Source organism: Pedobacter glucosidilyticus, from assembly GCF_002483235.1.
Classification (GTDB): Bacteria; Bacteroidota; Bacteroidia; order Sphingobacteriales; family Sphingobacteriaceae; genus Pseudopedobacter; species Pseudopedobacter glucosidilyticum_B.
Map to the genome: position 1 here is coordinate 188,867 of NZ_DLHN01000027.1, position 18,784 is coordinate 207,650.

Here is an 18,784-nt window from a genome sequence, read left to right on the forward strand (position 1 = left end):
ATTAAATGTACCGATGAGAAGAAACCAGCATAACTGAATCTTAATTTTAAACTTACAGAAACTAGTTACACACTCCCAATGGTCTCATAAATTAATGGACTATTAGAAACCAATGAAATATAATCAAATGAACATAAAGAGTCTTGTATCACTATTCATAATTTTTTCCGGTCTACAACTTAGGGCTCAGGATCAAGATGACTGGCCTATTTTAAAGCATTACGACCAAAATCACCTCCGAAATATTGCACTCCCTTTGGGAGGTATAGGTACTGGTACGGTTTCTTTAGGAGGACGTGGAGAGCTGCGTGATTGGCAGATCATGAATAAGCCTGGGATTGGCTACAGCACTGTAACTGCCGGAAACAACGCTCCTTTCTTTGCTATTTTTATGCAGCCTGCAAATGAAAAACCTATTACCAGAGCGCTCATTGGTCCTGTAGATGATACTGAATATCAGCATTACGAAGGTAGGCCCGTTAACCAGCATGGTTTCCCAAGATTTGCAAATGCGAGTTTTGATGCTTCTTATCCTGTAGGGATGGTCAACCTATCAGACCCTAATTTGCCATTAAAAGTTAAAATCATCGGGTTTAACCCTTTAGTTCCCGGAGATGCAGATGCAAGCGGACTTCCAATTGCTGTACTTACCTATCAGGTTACAAACTTAACATCAAAGCCAATGACCGTTTCTGTTTGTGGTTCTATGCGCAATTTTGTGGGAAGAGATGGCAGCAATTATCATCGCGATTGGAAAGGTGACTTTATTCCTGATGGCGCAAAACAAAACCAAAATATTTTTAAAGACAATGGGAAGTTTAGAGGCATTTATATGTACTCTGACAGTGTAAATAAAGCTGATCCTGCTTTTGGTACCATTGGTTTGCTAACCGATGAAAAATCTGGAGTAAGCTACCGTAGGTCTTCTTTAGCCGACGGCTGGGTGGGGCTTTCCACACTAGATTTTTGGGACGATTTTAGCGTAGATGGCGAACTAACCGACAAAATAAAATTAAATGACAATGACCCCATGGCATCTCTGGCGGTTAAAAAAGAAATAGCTCCTAACAGTACAGAAACCTTTCAGTTTTATATCACTTGGAATTTCCCCAACAGATTTGCATGGTCTAAAACCGTTGTAGGTAATTATTATAGCACTAAATATGAAAATGCTTGGGATGTAGCAGAAAAAGTTATCCCACAAATTCCTGCTTTAAAGCAAAAGACAAAACTCTTTTTAAATGCGTTTATCAATTCTTCCTTACCCTTAACGGTAAAAGAAGCAGCACTTTTTAACCTCAGTACGCTCCGTTCTCAAACGGTGTTTCGGATAAAGGATGGACACATGATGGCATGGGAAGGCGTGATGGACGAATTTGGATCTTGTAAAGGTTCATGTACCCATGTCTGGAATTATGAGGTAGCCACTCCTTTCCTTTATGGTGATTTAGCAAAAACTATGAGGGATGTAGAATTTAATTATGCCTCCAGAGATAATGGTTTTATGTCCTTCAGAGCAAATTTACCATTATCGGAAGCATCTAAAGGCCCCATAGCTGCTGCCGATGGGCAAATGGGTACCATCATGAAGTTTTATAGAGAATGGCAATTATCTGGTGATAATAAATTTTTGAAGGATAATTGGCCTAAAGTAAAAAATGCTTTGGCTTTTGCTTGGGTTAAAGGCGGATGGGACGGTGATGTAGATGGCGTGATGGAAGGATGCCAGCATAACACCATGGATGTTGAGTACTATGGGTCAAACCCGCAAATGCAGTTTTGGTATTTAGGAGCATTACGGGCAGCAGAAGAAATGGCCAAATTTTTAAAAGATGATGCCTTTGCCAAAAAGTGTAACCTATTGTTTAAAAAAGGAAGTGCATGGACAGATGCAAACCTTTTCAATGGAGAATATTATATCCATAAAATTCAGCTACCTACAACTGACATTTTTCCAGGACTAAGAGGCGGAGGCAAAATAGATATCAGTAAAATGAAAAATCCAAACTTTCAGTTGGGAAAAGGCTGTCTGGTTGATCAGTTAGTTGGGCAATACATGGCACATATCTGTGGATTGGGTTACCTAGCTAAGAAGGAAAATATTGCTACTACGCTAAAATCAATTATGAAATATAATTACGTTGAAGATTTCTCTTCTACATTTAACAACATGCGCTCTTTCGTAATGGGTAAGGAAAGCGGACTGATTATGGCGAGCTGGCCAAACGGACGAGAAAAAGTTCCTTTCCCTTATTTTTCTGAGTCTATGACCGGTTTTGAATATACCGCTGCCGTAGGGATGATGTATGAAGGGCAGACAGACAATGCATTAAAATGTGTTAATAGTATCAGAGAAAGGTTTGACGGACGAAAAAGAAATCCTTATGATGAGCCTGAATGTGGTCATCATTATGGTAGAGCCATGGCTAGTTGGGCCTCTATTCTAGCGCTAAGCGGCTTTCAATATTCAGGAGTAAAAGGCAGTATTTCATTCACTTCAAATCCTGGCACCTATTTCTGGAGTAATGGATATGCTTGGGGTACCTGTAAAGTAGAAAATAAAAAAGCAACAATAACTGTTTTAAATGGTACGCTTTCATTTTCAAGGTTCAGTTTAGGTAATATATCAACGAAAATAAAGCCCATTATTTTGGAAGCTGGCCAACATAAAGAAATCAATCTGTAAATATGGTAAGAATATTAAAATACTTTTTAGCCGTTTTAATGATAGCTACTTGTGGTATGGGTTGTAAAAATGAGGCTTCAAAAATAGAGAAATCAACTTCAGATTCTTGGAAACCAAAACTTAAAAACAAGCTTTCAGAGTACGGTCACAGGAACTGGATTTTAATTGTTGACAAAGCTTTTCCATTGCAGAATTCTACTGGTATCGTAACAATTGATACCCATGAAGGCTTGCTAAAAGTACTTGATTATACTTTAGGTCAAATCGATAGCTTATCTCATGTAAAACCTATAATCTTTACAGATAAAGAACTCAACTATATCACCAAAGAGCAGGTTGAAGATATTGGTGATTACCGAACTGCGTTGTTAGAACATATTAGAAAATATCAGCCTAAAAGTATGTTGCATGATTCTGTTTTTGTAGATATTTATAAAGCTTCCAAATTGTTTCAGGTGCTTGTTTTAAAAACAGATGAAGTAATACCCTATTCTTCGGTATTTATCCAATTGGATTGTAAGTACTGGACTACTGAGAAAGAGCATAATTTAAGAACTAAAATGAGATTTCTTCCTTAAGCCCTGAAACAGGACAATTTGACTAGATATTTTTACAAATTTTAAGGGTAATTATACTTTTTCATTAGAGATAGACTTTTTATACCACTTTTAGTAAGAATCTGGCTTGCACATAATAGATATTATTCATGCCTTTACTTAACCTTCCTCATCGGGAATTAAAGTTAATGATTTACTTGCTTAAGGATTATTGTTTTAGACTCATATATAACTTTTAGATACTATAGTACAATCATTCACTTGAGGATAAACGTAAAATTGTTCTCATTAAAATGATAGAATAAAATTTTTATAACAGAAAGATAAAATCAAAAATTATAAACATTTAGTCTCTGCATTTTCTAAAGCCCATTATAAATTAAAATAGTAACCTATTATTCAGTTATTCTATTCATTTAAATATCAAATGATAGAAAATTTTTAAACGAAAAATATGAAACACTTAAGAATTAAATTGTTTTACATTGCTTTACTCATTGTCCAGTTCAAAATTGCGAATGGGCAATCTGCAGCCGTTCAACAAAAAGATGGTTCTTTAAAACTGATTAAAAACTCGGGAGTAAAACCAAGAAACATTGTTTTTATATTAACTGATGACCATCGTTTTGATGCTTTAGGGTTTCTAAAAGCGCAATCATTTATCAAAACTCCTCATCTAGATTTTTTAGCCTCAAATGGAGCTTATTTACCTAATGCATTTGTGACTACATCTTTATGTTCGCCATCCAGAGCATCAATTTTAACTGGTATTTACGCACATAAGCATAAAGTAGTAGACAATAACAATCCTGTATCTAAAGACTTAGTTTTTTACCCTCAGTATTTGCAAAAAATAGGTTATCAAACTGCAATGATTGGTAAGTGGCACATGGGTGGAGAATTTGATGGTCCGCAAAGAGGTTTTGACTATTGGGTTTCTTTTAAAGGACAAGGTTCTTATTTACCAGAAAAAAATGGATTAAATGTAAATGGTAATCGTGTTAAACAAAAAGGATATATCACTACAGAATTAACCGATTATGCTTTAGAATTCTTAGATAAAAGAGATGCTAAAAAGCCTTTTATGCTTTATTTATCGCATAAAGGTGTGCATGCAGATTTTATCCCAGAGGATAAATACAAAGGAATGTCAGGCGATTTAGCCTTTAATCCTCCGCTTAACATGAATGTTGGCACACACCAAGGTGCACCCATGTGGTTACAAAATCAGCGTAATTCTTGGCATGGTGTAGAATATCCATATCACAGCAACTTAAATATTGGAGAGTATTATAAAAGATATGCAGAAACGCTTTATAGTGTAGATGAGTCTGTTGGTAGGGTAATCGAATATTTAAAGAAGCAGAATTTACTTGAGTCTACCCTAATTATTTATATGGGAGATAATGGATTCCAATTTGGCGAGCATGGACTTATTGATAAGCGTGTTGCTTACGAGGCTTCTATGCGAGTGCCTATGTTAGCTTATTGTCCAGAAATGATTAAACCAGGAACTGTGGTAAAACAAGTAGTTGCAAATATTGATGTAGCATCTACTTTCCTAGAAGCAGCTGGTTTAAAATCCCCTAGCTATATGGATGGAAAAAGCTTTTTACCTTTCTTAAAAGGAGAAGATCAACCATGGAGAACAGGCTTATTGTATGAATATTACTGGGAGCGCAATTATCCTCAAACACCTACCATTCATGCCTTAAGAGGCGAGCGTTACAAATACATTCACTACACCGGAATTTGGGATACTGATGAGTTATACGATTTGATTGATGACCCATTAGAGACTAAAAACCTCATTAGAAATCCTAAATACAAATCAATTGTGAAAGAGATGAATACCGAGCTGTTTAAGCAATTAACCGAAACGGGAGGCATGTATATTCCACTAAATCCTGATAGCGGAGGTCAAAGTATTTTAAGGTACGAGTATGGCTCACCAGCAGCAAAATTTCCATCCTATCTGATGAGAGAAAAAACAGAAGCTCCGGGAGCGCAACATTAAAATTAAATCTAAAATAAAAGTAGTTCTGAATTTAAAAGAATGACTTTTTAAGACATGATCAGTGATTTTGTGTGATGCAAATTTTGATTAGTATATAACCTAAAAATTAAACCTTATTGATGTTTTAAAAGAGGCTGAAACAGTGTCTCCCTAAATTTTTAAATATAATTTTCCCAATACCATGTTTAAAGACAACTTTTTTAAATTCAAAAAAACAGCTATTTCTAGTTGTTTAATGTTTGCTTTTTCATTTGCAGTAGCACAAGACAAATTAAATTATGGCTTGTCTCAGCCGCAAGATCCTGCAACACTTCCTAAATCCAAAGTACCTGTTGTTTTTCCTCAAAAAAAAGAGAAAATAAATGCAGTTACTGTTTTAAAGCCCTTAAACAATAACGAATTTGAGATTTCAGGCGGTTGGGAAATGATACAGGCATCAGAAATTAATGGCTCTGGCGAGTATGTTTCTAATCCAAGCTTAAGTACGCAAAAGTGGTATAATGCAACTGTTCCGGGTACTGTTTTAACCACTTTAGTAAACCAAGGTGTGTATCCAGACCCTTACTTTGGTTTAAACAATTTGGCCATTCCAGAAGATTTATCAAGACAAAACTGGTGGTATAGGACTACTTTTAAAACTCCAGACCTAAGCAATAAAAAGAATTTATGGCTGGTATTTAATGGGATAAATTACCAAGCCGATATTTGGTTAAATGGCAAATTATTGGGAAAAATTAATGGCGCTTTTAAAAGAGGCAGTTATGATATTACGAGATATTTAAACCCTAAAGGAGAAAATGCAATAGCGGTAAGAATTATTCCTCCGCAAAATCCTGGTATTCCTCATGAAGAATCTCCTACAGCTGGGCGTGGTCCAAACGGCGGTCTTTTAACATTAGATGGGCCTACTTTTATTGCATCAGAAGGTTGGGATTGGATGCCAGGTATCAGAGATAGAAATATTGGAATTTGGCAAGATGTAAGACTTAAATTGGTTAATGAGGTAAGCATTCTAAATCCTCATGTAGTAACAGATTTACCACTTCCTGATACTACAAAAGCTAATGTTTTTATCAGTACGGAGCTTGTAAACCAATCAAAAACGAATCAAAAAGTTGTTATAACGGGTAAAATTGGAGAAATAAAATTTTCACAAGAGGTTGAATTAAAAGCTGATGAAACTAAAAAGGTTTCTTTTTCACCAGATCAATTTCCACAATTAAAAATGAAGAACCCACGTTTGTGGTGGCCAAATGGTTATGGCAAACCAGAGTTATATCAATTAAACTTAACAGTTGCCATTAACGGAAAGATTTCTGATGAAAAATCAGTTCGGTTTGGAGTAAGAGAATATACTTATGATTTAACTGTTGATGTACCATCAGAACCAGCAAAAAGAGTTGAATTTAATCCTATTACTGCTTTTAAATCGGGTCAACCAATTTTTGATAATGCTAATAGAAGAGAATTAGCTAGACAAGTTTCTATCCCGTCTTTATTACCCAATGTAGATCCCAAGCTTTTACAACCAAGTAATGAAACCAGTACTGCTCCTTTCCTTGTATTGAGGGTAAACGGACAAAAAATTTATTGTAAAGGTGGAAACTGGGGTATGGATGATGCCATGAAAAGAGTGTCTAGAGCACAACTAGAACCTGCTTTTAAGCTGCATAAGGATGCTAATTTTAATATGATTAGAAACTGGACTGGCGAAAGTACAGAAGAAGTATTCTTTGATTTATGTGATGAATATGGAATGTTAGTTTGGAACGACTTCTGGATTTCTACCTTAGGCTATAATTTAGATGTATCTGATGAAAATTTGTTTATGGATAATGCCACTGATGTAGTGAAGCGTTACAGAAACCATGCTTCAATTGCAGTTTGGTGTCCAAGAAACGAAGGTTATGCACCTAAAGAATTAGATTTAAAATTGGCTACTTTAATAGCTCAAGAAGACGGAACTCGTTTATACCAAGGAAACTCAAGATCATTGAATTTAAGAAATAGTGGGCCATGGGATTTTCAAAAACATCCTATGATTTACTTTAACAAACTAGCCGATGGATTTAGTACTGAATTAGGTACTCCATCTATCCCTACAGCAGCCTCTATGCGTAAAATGATGGCCAAAGAAGATGTTTGGCCTATTAGTGATGTTTGGTACTATCACGATTTACATTTTGGACAAAAACCATATCTTAGAACCATTGACTCACTTTATGGACCTTCTGCAAGTTTAGAAGATTTTACTAAAAAAGCACAAATGGTAAATTACGACAGCCATAGAAACATGTTTGAAGGTTGGAATAGTAAATTATGGAATAACACGAGTGGTTTACTATTATGGATGACTCATCCAGCATGGCCAAGTATGATTTGGCAAGTTTATTCATGGGATTTTGAAACTTTTGGGTCTTACTTTGCCTCTCAAAAAGCTTGCGAACCTATACATGTTCAAATGAATTTGAATGATAATCAGGTTGTTGTTGTAAATACATCTTTAAAATCTATACAAAATGCAGTAGTAACTTTAGAAGTGTATGATTTGAAAGGCAAATCAATCTTTACACAAAAAGCAGATTTAAATATCCTAAGTAATCAATTAAATAAAGCATTTAAAGCTACATTACCAGCTGATTTACCAAACAATTATTTGGTTAGATTAATTTTAAAAGATAAAAACGGAAATATTATATCTGATAATGATTACTGGAAGAATAATAAAAAAACAGGTAATTTCTTAGCTTTTAACGATTTAGAGAGTACCAAATTAGCTATTAAAGTAACGGAGACAAAGAAGTTAGAATCTTTAGCAACCTATTTTACAATCACAAATAAATCATCAGTTCCTGCAATTGCGGTGAAGCTTAACCTTAAAGATGATCAAACTAAAGAGATTATTTTACCTGCTTATTTTTCTGATGGATATTTTAATTTATTACCAGGAGAAAGTCGTAAAATTAAGGTTGAATACCCAAATCAAAATAAAGAGGTAGAAATTGCTGTGGATGGTTATAACATCCAAAATACAAATAATACTAAAATTGCTTTAAACAATTAATATGATGGAATTTACGAAGAAAATATTAGCACTATACTGCTGCTTTTTAAGCTTCAATGCTTTAGCTCAAAACAAAGCGAAGCTTAATGATGCAGATATTTTAAGTATTATTGAAAAAAATAAACCCTTAAAAGGTGCATTAATCCCAGAAGATATTAAACATAGGATAGGCGCAACCCACGTTGGAGGTAAATACTTTCATACTACAGAACCCTTTTTGGTAGAGGGTGCAAAAAAATTAGATAGTTTAGGTTTTGGCGTTTGTAAGCTATGGTTTTATAAAGACCCTAAAGGATATCAATACAACTCTAATTGGAATTTACCTGCTGAGTTTAGTTTAACTCAATTAGCAGAACATCCATATTACCAACAAGCATTTAATTTACCATTCTCTACTTTCATTTTAAGTACAAAAGGATCTGTTAAAAACATGATTAATGTTAAAGAAGAGGAGCTAAAAATTGAAGAACAAGAGTATTATGAGCTAGCTAAATATTTCTTAAAAAAGTATAAAGATAGATCAGTAAGTTTTGTATTTCAGAATTGGGAAGGTGATTGGATTCTTAGAGGTGGTGTTTCAGCGAAAATAAAATGGGATAAAGATAATTTACCAGCAAATCTTGATCAAAGAGTAAAGAGTATGCAAAATATCTTTAAAGCAAGACAAGACGGAGTAAACAAAGCTCGCTCTGAGATAAAAAATACAAAATGTAAAGTTTATCACGCTATAGAAGTTAACAAGGTAATGGAGGCTATGAATGGAGTTCCGAGTTTGGCTACACATGTATTGCCTTTTGTTGAAACAGATATGGTCGCTTGGTCTGCTTATGATGCAACAGCGCCTGACCCTACTGGTATGAGGTTATACAAAGGAGTATCATTTCTAAAAGAGCAAATGAAACCTACTGCTTACATGAAGCAGCCAACTGTATTTTTAGGAGAAATTGGTATCCCAGAAATGTTAACTAAAAGAAAACCTCAAGAAGTTAAAGATTCTTGGGATAATTACTTAGCAGTATGCTTAGCGCTAAATGTTAAGTATCTGGTGCAATGGGAGCTTTATTGTAATGAGAATGCAACAGATAAAAAAATTATGCAACCTCAGTTTACCAGAAATGAAGCAGATTTAAAAGGCCTTTGGCTAATTAAACCAGACGGAACCATAGGGCTGGCGATGACTTATTTTGATCAGATTTTAAAAAATGCTGGCAAGAAACTAAAGTAAGAACGTAATTCTGGATTAGGCTTTATGCTCTAAAAAACTAATTATAAATCGTCTTTTTGATTTTTAAACAAATGGAAAGTACATCCCATATCGTGATGAGTGCAGATGTTGGTGGTTCTCATATAACCACAGCGCTTGTAAACATTAGCCAACAAAACCTTCTTCAGGAAACCTTAATCAGAGAAAGAGTAAATCCGCAGGGTACACCAGAGGAGATTATTGACAATTGGAGCAGCTGTATTATCAGAACCCTCAAGGGCTACGAACATCAAGTTCAACACTTTGGTATTGCTATGCCTGGTCCGTTTGATTACGAAAAAGGTATTTCAAAAATTAACAATGTCTCTAAGTTTAATTCGCTTTATGGTTTGAATGTGAAGGAAATGCTTGCCCATAAATTAGGCGTAGCAGCCTCACAAATAAAAATGATGAACGATGCTGGTTGCTTTTTACAGGGCGAAGTTTATGCAGGTTCGGCAAAAGGATTTAACCATGTTATTGGATTAACATTAGGTACAGGCTTAGGAACAGCCCGTTACCATGATGGTGTTGGCGATGATGCTAATTTATGGTGCATGCCTTTCAAAAATTCTATTGCCGAAGATTATATATCTACCCGATGGTTTGTGAATAGGTATCAAGAATTAAGTGGTTTAGCCATAAAAGACGTTAAAGCATTGGCTGAAATTTATGAGACGGATGAATTTGCAAAATCAATATTTGAAGAATTCGGACTAAATCTGGCTTTGTTTATTGAGGAGTTTATCAAAAAAGACAATCCAGAAGTGGTTATCCTTGGAGGCAATATTGCAAACGCTTTTCATTTATTTAAAGGTGAAATGATGAATCACATTAACAAATCAAATATGAACACAAGTATTCATCTTTCAAAACTAAATGAGGTAGCCGCTTTATTGGGTGCTGCAAATTTATGGGCCAATAAAATTAATCCAGTATTGGAAGTAAAATAGCGTAATTTAGAATAAAACGACTTATAAAAACTTAATTATAAACTACAAATAACAAGCATGAGCGAACAAAAGAATTATAATTCGGCCCTATATACCCTTATAACAGTATTTTTTTTCTGGGGTTTTGTAGCCGCATCAAATGGTATATTTATTCCATTTTGTAAGACCCATTTTAATTTAACCCAATTTGAATCTCAATTAATTGACTTTACTTTTTATGGAGGTTACTTTATAGGGTCACTAATCTTGTACTATGCTTCTCAAATTTTGAAGGTAGATTTATTAAATAAAATTGGTTTCAAAAATGGAATCATTTATGGCTTAGTCATTTCAGCTATTGGCGCATTATTAATGATTCCTGCAGTAAATTCAGGTTCTTTTGCCTTTATACTAACTACTTTTTTCATCATTGCTATTGGTTTTTCATTACAACAAACCGCAGCAAACCCTTTTGCTGTGGCCTTAGGAACCCCCGAAACCGGAGCTGATAGATTAAACTTAGCAGGAGGAGTTAATAATTTTGGTTCTATCTTAGGGCCAATCATCGTAAGTTTAGTACTTTTTGGTAGTGCTGCAAATGCGAGTCCTAAAGCAGTAGAAATTGGCGCCATCAATAATTTATACTACATCTTAGCAGGCTTATTCATCGCGGTAGCAATTTTCTTCTCTATATCAAAACTTCCTAAGGTTACAAGCGATGAACAAATTGAAGCCAGCAAAAAGACCAATCTTCCTTTATTGATTATGTTTGTTGCTTTCTTATTGATATTATTCTCAGATTCACTAGAAGCTTTAACCAGTATATCTACACCCATATTTGTTTATACAGCATTGGTTATCATAGTTGTTACTTTGGTTATAGCTTCATCAGCAGCTAAAAAAAGTCCAGAAGGATGGGGCGCCATGAAGTATCCACAGTTGGTTTTAGGGATGCTAGCTATCTTTACTTATGTTGGGGTAGAAGTAAGTATTCAAAGTAATATGGGTGCTCTATTAGTACTGCCTGAGTTTGGAGGTTACAACGATGCCTCAATTTCTCCTTTTATTTCATTGTACTGGGGTAGTTTAATGATTGGCCGTTGGACAGGTGCCGTAAGTGCTTTCAAACTCAGTTTAACTGCTAAACGTATATTAACTATTGTAGTACCTTTTGTTGCTTTTGGTGCAATCTTATTTTTCAATCATATTTCGGGTACAGATATTAGCCAGATGTATATGTATGCTGTATTTGTTGTCGTATTGGTTGCTGCTTTCTTTTACGGACAAGAAAAGCCAGCGAAAACGTTAGCCATATTCTCGGCTTTAGGCGTGATTGCAATGGTAATTGGTTTACTAAGCGAAGGTAAAATAGCCATTTACGCTTTTATAAGCGGAGGCTTGTGTTGCTCTATTATGTGGCCATGCATTTTTTCTTTAGCGATAACAGGTTTAGGTAAATATACCAGTCAAGGTTCTTCTTTTTTAATCATGATGATTTTAGGAGGAGCAATTATCCCTCCGGTACAAGGTATTTTAGCGGATGGTAGCGGAATACATTTCTCTTACATTGTTCCGGTATTGTGTTTTGTATACTTACTTTTCTTTGCATGGAAAGTATCAAACGAATTAAAAAAGCAAGGTTTTGATGTCAATAAAATAGAAGCCGAAGGTGGACATTAAATGTTAAATCATCCTTTATTTAAAAAATGAGATTGAGATTTAGCCACAGCTATTCATCATGATTACTCAAAATATCATCTAAGCGGAGTCAAAGTATAATAATACCTCGACTTCGCTTTTTTTCATGATAAAAAGAATATCAAAAAAACTATTGCTTGTTTACTTTAACATCTTTAAACATAAAAGTATTATCACTTACTCTTAAAGGTTTTCCGCTTAAAATATTGAGGTTTTTGATATTAACTTCTTTGGTTTTCACATAAGGAAACTTCTCCTGATAGGATTCATCTTTCATCTTGGGATTAAAATTTGCAAAAATTGCAGGTCCTTCATAATCTAATGGAGACTTTGTATCATCAATACGTAAGTTTTCTATCGTGATTTTTTCTGGCATATAGCAAGTATATCCAAAATTATGTTGACCAGAATAAGCCCCTCCAATAAGACTAGCCATTTTAACGTTTGAGGGTGCAAAAGTGCAATTACGGATGATAAATTCGCCTTCCCAAGTACTACCATAATCAGGGCGTAGGTTGATTAAATGCCTTGAATAAATAGTTGAATTTTCTACTAAAAACTTTCCACTCCCAATAGCATTAATACCTTGGTGACCTAATTTAGAATTCCTGATGGTTGCATTAGCTACACCCATGTGCGCATCAAATCTTGAAAAAGAACAACCATCGTACAATAAATTTTTAGAATAGTTAGAACCTAGTATACCCCAATAAGCACTATCATTAATATCATTGGTTTGACTGCAGTTGATAAAAGATACATTTAAAGCTTTGTTAACAGAAAGATCATAAGTACCCATAGATACCGGAACTCCAGCAGCACCAATGGTTTTATATACTTTATGACCTGTAAGAAGCGTATTTTTTACGGTCACATTTGCACAATCACCAATGTTGATGAATCCGCCGTAAGGCGCCCCGGTTTCGCCTTCACCAATAACACGATGCTCTAAACCCTCTACCAAAACGTTAGAACGTCTTATCGAAATTCCTCTGCTATAATAGCTATATTTTGAGTTTTCTTTGTTAGCAATAGTAGTAAAATGTCCACCTTTTAAAATCAACATAGTGCTATCCATTGGGAGAGCTGTGATATCGGTAATGGTATCAAAATCCCAAATAATAGGTGCTCTTGAATCGATATTCCCATTTTTATCGACTATAAAAATATCTGTTTGGGCTTTTCCACTGTTTTGGTTTGCCCCAAAACGGATATATTGCTTCATGGTAGCATTGCTTACGGTTATTAAATGTGTTCCGCTTAAACTAACATTTATTTTATCTTGATTTCTTTTTAGAGCAGTTATCCCTTTTAATTTAAAGGGTTTAAAAGTAGAACTAATCATAAAAACAGGAAGATTACGGTTTTGTACCTGAGTATCGTCTATGATAAAAGACGCATCACCAAAATTGGTATTGGTTTGAATATATGCCGTACGCCCTTTACCACTGATATAATATTTTGATTTACCATCAACTTTAACAGGGATTTGGTATTGATTAGCAAAAGCATGAGTTGCGGCTATGGCATCTATATCATCTGTTTTCCCATCTCCTACTGCGCCAAAATCGCTATAACTAACAAATGCCTTACTTTTAATTTTCTGCAAATCTTGAGGGGAAACATTAACTAAAAGCTCTCCATTATCTTGAATACTTACTTTTGTTGCCGTTTTGTTTGAGGTAATGCTAATATTTCCGCTTTCGTTTTTAGGCTGCCCGTAAGCATAATTTACTATACTAAAAATTAAAACTAAGAACTTGTACTTCATCATGAATTGGTTGTGTATTTGAGGTTTAATAAGAGGTTAAAGTTCTAGGACTTTAATATTTGAAGATAGTTTAAAATTTATAAATAGAAGATGTATAAGTTTGATAGATGACTTTATAAACTATAGGCCATACATACTTTATTTCAAAAGTTTTTTACTTTTTCTTTTTGTAGGAAATTGTCACCCTGGCCACACCTACTTTATCTATGTCTATCTTTTTAGCCGCCTGTTTAGAAAGATCAATGATGCGACCTGCAACAAAAGGGCCTCTGTCATTAACTCTTACCTTCACGGTCTTTCCGTTATTTAGATTGGTTACTTTAACTTTTGTACCAAAAGGTAAAGTTTTATGAGCAGCTGTTAGTTTATGATTCCTAAATACTTCGCCACTTGCTGTTTTTCTGCCATCAAATTTATCGGCATAGTATGATGCTTTTCCACTTTGTGTAACTTTTGGAGAACAAGCACCTAAAAAAGTGAGTACAACTAAAAAGTAGGTAAAATTTTGAAAACTCATGATGAATGGTAAATTTCTATTCAGCCTCTGGAAGCGAGTATGAAATTTCAACAGTAGCTATCCCTTGCCCCATAATACCAATTTCTCTGGCAGCAGATTGAGATAAATCGATAGCTAAGCCTTTACCAAATGGCCCCCTATCATTAACCACAACAATAACTGATTTTCCGTTTTTGGGATTTACAACCGTAACCTCAGTGCCAAAAGGCAAAGTTTTATGTGCAGCAGTAAATTTATCGTGAGTATAAACTTGTCCGCTACTGGTTTTTCTACCCACAAATTTACTGGCGTAATAGGTAGCTCTTACCTGCTTTTGTACTAGATTTTTCTCTTTATCATTACTGAATGAAACACTAAAATTCATCAGTAAAAAAGCGCTTAAAAGAAGTAAAACTTTCATACTTATTGATTAACAGATAATTAGAAATTATCCGAAGATAGAAGAATTAGTTTAAAAATAAAAATCTAAGCTTATTTAGGTAAAAAAATCATACTTAATGAGTTTACACAATGGCGTGTATTTTTTGGTGTAAAACGCTCCCCTTCAAATACATGCCCCAAGTGTCCGCCACAATTTGCACAAACAATTTCTACTCTTCTACCATCTCTATCCATTACCCTTTTAACCGCACCAGGTATTTCATCATCAAAACTTGGCCATCCGCAGTGCGACTCAAATTTATCTTCAGATTTATACAAAGGGGTATTACACCTTTTGCAAACATAAGTACCAGCATCTTTAAGATTGGTATATGCCCCGGTAAAAGGCATTTCTGTACCTTTATGTAAAATGATATATTCTTCTTCGGGTGTTAATTTATTGTAATTCATCATAGAAATAACGTTAATTTATGCACTTAGTTTTATCCTAAAACAAAAAAGAGGAAGATATTATCATTCCTCTTTCAACAAAATAAACTATTCTACAAAAATTATTTCATTTTAAAATACAAAGCCCAACGAAAGATCAAAGCGAGTTCCAGAGTCTTTATTTTCTCCAGTATCCATCATTTTCACTAATCTTGCCCCACCATACAATTTACTTTTTGAAGTAAAAACATCTCCACCAATGGTAAATAAGGTAGGTAAAGCATAGTCGGGATTTTCTACATAATCATTTTTAGGATTTGCTACTTTTACAAAGGTGATATCATAGTTTAGATAAGCATCAATCCAGATAAATTTATTAACCAGATAACTTACCAAAACATGAGGTCCAGCATAAAAATAATATCCGGCAGGGTCTGTTACCAAAGAGCCAGATTGCGTATTGGTTCTTCTTTTTGTACCTAGCAAAACATCACCAAAACTTACGCCAGGACTAACAATAAGCCTGTCTTTTGCCAGCACATTATAACTTGCCTGATGCCATCCTACAAAGCCTGATGCCAAAGTAAGTTCAGAGCGATTGGTTGTAACCCTACTTTCATCGTTACTTAACCTTTTAAATCCTCTTACAATGGTAAAAATACCATCACCAAGTGTAGGGTTTTCAAATCTGTATCTAAACTGGTTTGCCTGAAAACGATCTCTTTTGGTAGCAACATTTACAGTAGGCCCAGATAAAGGTTCAGTAAATTTCCCTTTCAAATGGGTATATCTTACAAAAAGCTTAATGTTTCCCTCTGTAAATGGATTTTTATTCTTTTTGTTTTTAAGGTCTTTAAAACTCTGTGCATATCCTGTTATAACAGATAATAGCATGAAAATTAGGAAAAGGTAAAGGTTCTTCTTCATATCTTATTTTTTTGATGAGGCTTGATAAAATCCTAGTACCGGAGGACATGTCATACAACTGATGATTGGATTTTTTTCTCTTCTTTTTAAACATTCTCTTATCTCCAATTTATAAATCACATAATAATTAGGCTTAAGACTTAAGTTAACAGAAGTATTGATATTTAAACTATTGGTATTATTCATCAGTAAGCCTGTTCTGGCTGATACCAATTTAGTACCGGTATTGGTAATCTCTACATCGTATTGGCAGGTTGTACCCCAATGTCTTAATAATTTTGTTCTTACTTTAAGTACTTCACCTGCAACAACAACCTGCTGAAATGGTCCATATACTTCTACGCTATCTCCTAAAATTAAGGGTAAATTTTGTGCTTTAACCGTCTTTACAGTAAGTGTACATAGTAAAGACAAGATGATTAAAATGTTTACTTGTTTAGTTTTCATTTCTATTTATTTTTAGAAACACCACCAGAATACACTGGTGGTGATAGCTCTGCAAAAGCTTCGTCTTCAACCATGAAGCTTATGCAGTTATCTATAAATTATACCCCAATAAACACCTCCCTTAAAATAAAAGCCATCTATGGGTCTGCTTCCAATTTCTAAAGCCATATTCATACGTCCCAAAAATGGATTGTAAGCATCTGTTTGGTGCTTTTTAGCATAAGGATTTTGTACCCATACTACTCCTGCCCTTGCCCCTAGATTACCGCTACTGATTTGGTCTGACAAAAACGCATTATCAATTTTACTTACCGGATAAACCATCACATCTGCAAATAATTTATAGATAGATCCGGTGGGTACTGCCTGTGGCTCTCCTTTAAGCTGTGTTTTAATCAGATGACTTGATGTTGATTGGATTCCGGCATATATACCGGTCAGTTTAAAATCAGCTTCTGCTTGTGCAATCTTAATCCCATCGGTTCTTAAGCTACTACTGTTATGTTGTATCCCAGCTCTTAAACCCAAAACATGTTTAACTTTTGCCGGTACAGCTAAATAAGTATAAGTTTCTGTACTGCTGATTACATCAAGAGTTCTTTTATAATTTAAGATGACTTTAGTTTCTTTCATTTTTTCTTTGGTAGAAATATTAAAAAATGCACCTCCCTGGACATAGCTTACTCCTTTAATGCCTTTTGTTGTAAAGTAAGGAATGCCTGCATAACCCTCAAAACCAAGCTTGTCGTTAAAACCATAAACTCCATTTATACCTAACATTAATGAACTGGCGGTATATTTACTGGTAGAAACAAAGCCCTCTACAGGAGCAATATTAAGCATGTGGTTAATGGTTTGCTCCGGACTATCAGCTACTTTAGCATAATCAAGTTTCTGTGCATGAGATTCTTTGATCACCATGCTTAGCACAAATGTTACTACCAAGAGTATATAAGACAGCGCCTTCATTTTTAAATTTTTTACTGCTTAAAATCCTTTAAGAAACTCCTGAGTATGATGATCCATAAATTTCTTTGCTGCCATGTAAACTCCCTCGTAATACTTTGCCCCGTCAACCTCTACAATTTTAGAATTTTTAGCAGATTTGTTTTGCGCCGTAAAGAAAGTACCATAAACCGTTTGATTGGCTGTACCGTAGCTTCTGTTAGCAAAGCTTTGAAGCTTGGTATCCTCGATTACACCATTAATTTCTAATGATTTACTTAATGAACCAGAATATGTAGTAGTTGCCCCCATTCCCATCTTGCCGTGATAGAAATTTACGCCGCTACTAGCCATAAAGTATTCATTTTGCCCTTTAAACTTCACCTTATTATCGCTTGTCATTTCTATAGCTTCGGGGCCAGATATCCTGAGGTTGGTTTGTACTTTAATATTTGCACCATTACCTTTAAAGGCGTTTGCACTTTCTATAAAAAGAACATACATATTTACCTCAGCAATAATAGCGTCATCTAACTCACTAGAAAGTTTTGGATATAAACTTGCAGTTGTACCTAAAAAGCCTCCACTTTTGGCTTTACCAGATTTATCAACCTTTTTAACAAAATACTCATATCCGCTTGGTGCGCTTGATAGTGTACCTGGTAATTGTGCTAAACTGATTTCTCCACCTTTAAGCTTCTCAAAATCAGCATAAACACTGGTTTTTGCTGCTTCATCTACGGTTACAATGGTTAATCCTTTTGATTTTAATTGAGCCACATAATCAGCATAAAGCTTATCAGTAATTTTTTGAACATCTTGGTTGGTAAGACCATCTAACCCTACAGAAATTTCAGCTAAAGCATCTCCTTTAAACCCTCCGCCCAATGTTGAACCTCCTTGTTTAAAATCCTGCTTTTCATTATAAACCTGATAGTTTACATTAAAGGCTGCGATATAAACTTTTTTAGCTTTACCTTTTAGCTTTCCTAAACCAAAAGAGGTATCCTTAGGTTTAAACTCGCCTAACTGAATTTGTTGTGCCATAAGACTTCCTCCGGAAATCAACAGGCAAATCATTAAAATTTTTTTAATTTGTTTCATGGTTGCTTTTTTTTTAGTAAAGCTAAACCATGTTGGGGCACTGTGTTTTCCGTTGAATTACTGATT

General features: G+C 34.7%; 15 protein-coding genes. 7 read left to right on the plus strand and 8 right to left on the minus strand.

The features are described from left to right. Nucleotides 1-127 precede the first annotated feature (127 nt). The 7 genes from B2745_RS12270 (at nucleotide 128) to B2745_RS12300 (ending at nucleotide 12,179) form a co-directional block, all read left to right on the plus strand. Entirely contained in the window at nucleotides 128-2,686 is a 2,559-nt protein-coding gene (locus tag B2745_RS12270; RefSeq protein WP_304067013.1) for a GH116 family glycosyl-hydrolase, read from the plus strand. A gap of 2 nt (nucleotides 2,687-2,688) precedes the next feature. Then, on the plus strand, nucleotides 2,689-3,264 hold the full coding sequence (locus B2745_RS12275; RefSeq protein WP_304067016.1) for an RbsD/FucU domain-containing protein: 576 nt from the start codon (nucleotides 2,689-2,691) through the stop codon (nucleotides 3,262-3,264). A 433-nt stretch (nucleotides 3,265-3,697) separates the two neighbouring features. Continuing rightward, nucleotides 3,698-5,260, plus strand: coding sequence for a sulfatase family protein (locus tag B2745_RS12280; protein ID WP_304067017.1), 1,563 nt, complete (start codon nucleotides 3,698-3,700; stop codon nucleotides 5,258-5,260). Between the two features lie 181 nt (nucleotides 5,261-5,441). Then, nucleotides 5,442-8,324, plus strand: coding sequence for a glycoside hydrolase family 2 protein (locus B2745_RS12285; RefSeq protein ID WP_304067018.1), 2,883 nt, complete (start codon nucleotides 5,442-5,444; stop codon nucleotides 8,322-8,324). Nucleotide 8,325: 1 nt separating this feature from the next. Beyond that, complete coding sequence (locus B2745_RS12290; RefSeq protein WP_304067019.1) at nucleotides 8,326-9,549, plus strand: hypothetical protein; 1,224 nt, start codon at nucleotides 8,326-8,328, stop codon at nucleotides 9,547-9,549. 71 nt (nucleotides 9,550-9,620) lie between these two features. Further along, entirely contained in the window at nucleotides 9,621-10,520 is a 900-nt protein-coding gene (locus B2745_RS12295) for an ROK family protein (protein WP_304067025.1), read from the plus strand. 57 nt (nucleotides 10,521-10,577) lie between these two features. After that, entirely contained in the window at nucleotides 10,578-12,179 is a 1,602-nt protein-coding gene (locus B2745_RS12300) for an MFS transporter (protein WP_304067026.1), read from the plus strand. A gap of 148 nt (nucleotides 12,180-12,327) precedes the next feature. On the opposite strand, the gene B2745_RS12305 is transcribed toward B2745_RS12300, so the two are convergent. The 8 genes from B2745_RS12305 to B2745_RS12340 all read right to left on the minus strand — a co-directional run bounded on the left by B2745_RS12305 (nucleotide 12,328) and on the right by B2745_RS12340 (nucleotide 18,718). Continuing rightward, nucleotides 12,328-13,971, minus strand: coding sequence for a hypothetical protein (locus tag B2745_RS12305; RefSeq protein ID WP_304067027.1), 1,644 nt, complete (start codon nucleotides 13,969-13,971; stop codon nucleotides 12,328-12,330). Nucleotides 13,972-14,122: 151 nt separating this feature from the next. Next, the gene (locus tag B2745_RS12310; RefSeq protein ID WP_304067028.1) at nucleotides 14,123-14,485 is read right to left on the minus strand and encodes a septal ring lytic transglycosylase RlpA family protein; all 363 of its coding nucleotides are present in this window, start codon (nucleotides 14,483-14,485) and stop codon (nucleotides 14,123-14,125) included. A 16-nt stretch (nucleotides 14,486-14,501) separates the two neighbouring features. Beyond that, nucleotides 14,502-14,885, minus strand: coding sequence for a septal ring lytic transglycosylase RlpA family protein (locus tag B2745_RS12315; RefSeq protein ID WP_304067029.1), 384 nt, complete (start codon nucleotides 14,883-14,885; stop codon nucleotides 14,502-14,504). A gap of 71 nt (nucleotides 14,886-14,956) precedes the next feature. Then, nucleotides 14,957-15,319 (minus strand): methionine-R-sulfoxide reductase, encoded by a 363-nt coding sequence (locus B2745_RS12320; protein WP_304067030.1) that lies wholly within the window; start codon nucleotides 15,317-15,319, stop codon nucleotides 14,957-14,959. Nucleotides 15,320-15,427: 108 nt separating this feature from the next. Next, a complete protein-coding gene (locus B2745_RS12325; protein ID WP_304067041.1) occupies nucleotides 15,428-16,222 on the minus strand; it encodes a hypothetical protein in 795 nt (264 codons plus the stop codon). Nucleotides 16,223-16,225: 3 nt separating this feature from the next. Beyond that, on the minus strand, nucleotides 16,226-16,669 hold the full coding sequence (locus B2745_RS12330) for a hypothetical protein (RefSeq protein ID WP_304067045.1): 444 nt from the start codon (nucleotides 16,667-16,669) through the stop codon (nucleotides 16,226-16,228). 87 nt (nucleotides 16,670-16,756) lie between these two features. Beyond that, a complete protein-coding gene (locus B2745_RS12335) occupies nucleotides 16,757-17,590 on the minus strand; it encodes a hypothetical protein (protein ID WP_304067047.1) in 834 nt (277 codons plus the stop codon). A 66-nt stretch (nucleotides 17,591-17,656) separates the two neighbouring features. Beyond that, nucleotides 17,657-18,718 (minus strand): hypothetical protein, encoded by a 1,062-nt coding sequence (locus B2745_RS12340; RefSeq protein ID WP_304067049.1) that lies wholly within the window; start codon nucleotides 18,716-18,718, stop codon nucleotides 17,657-17,659. Between the last annotated feature and the right edge of the window lie 66 nt (nucleotides 18,719-18,784).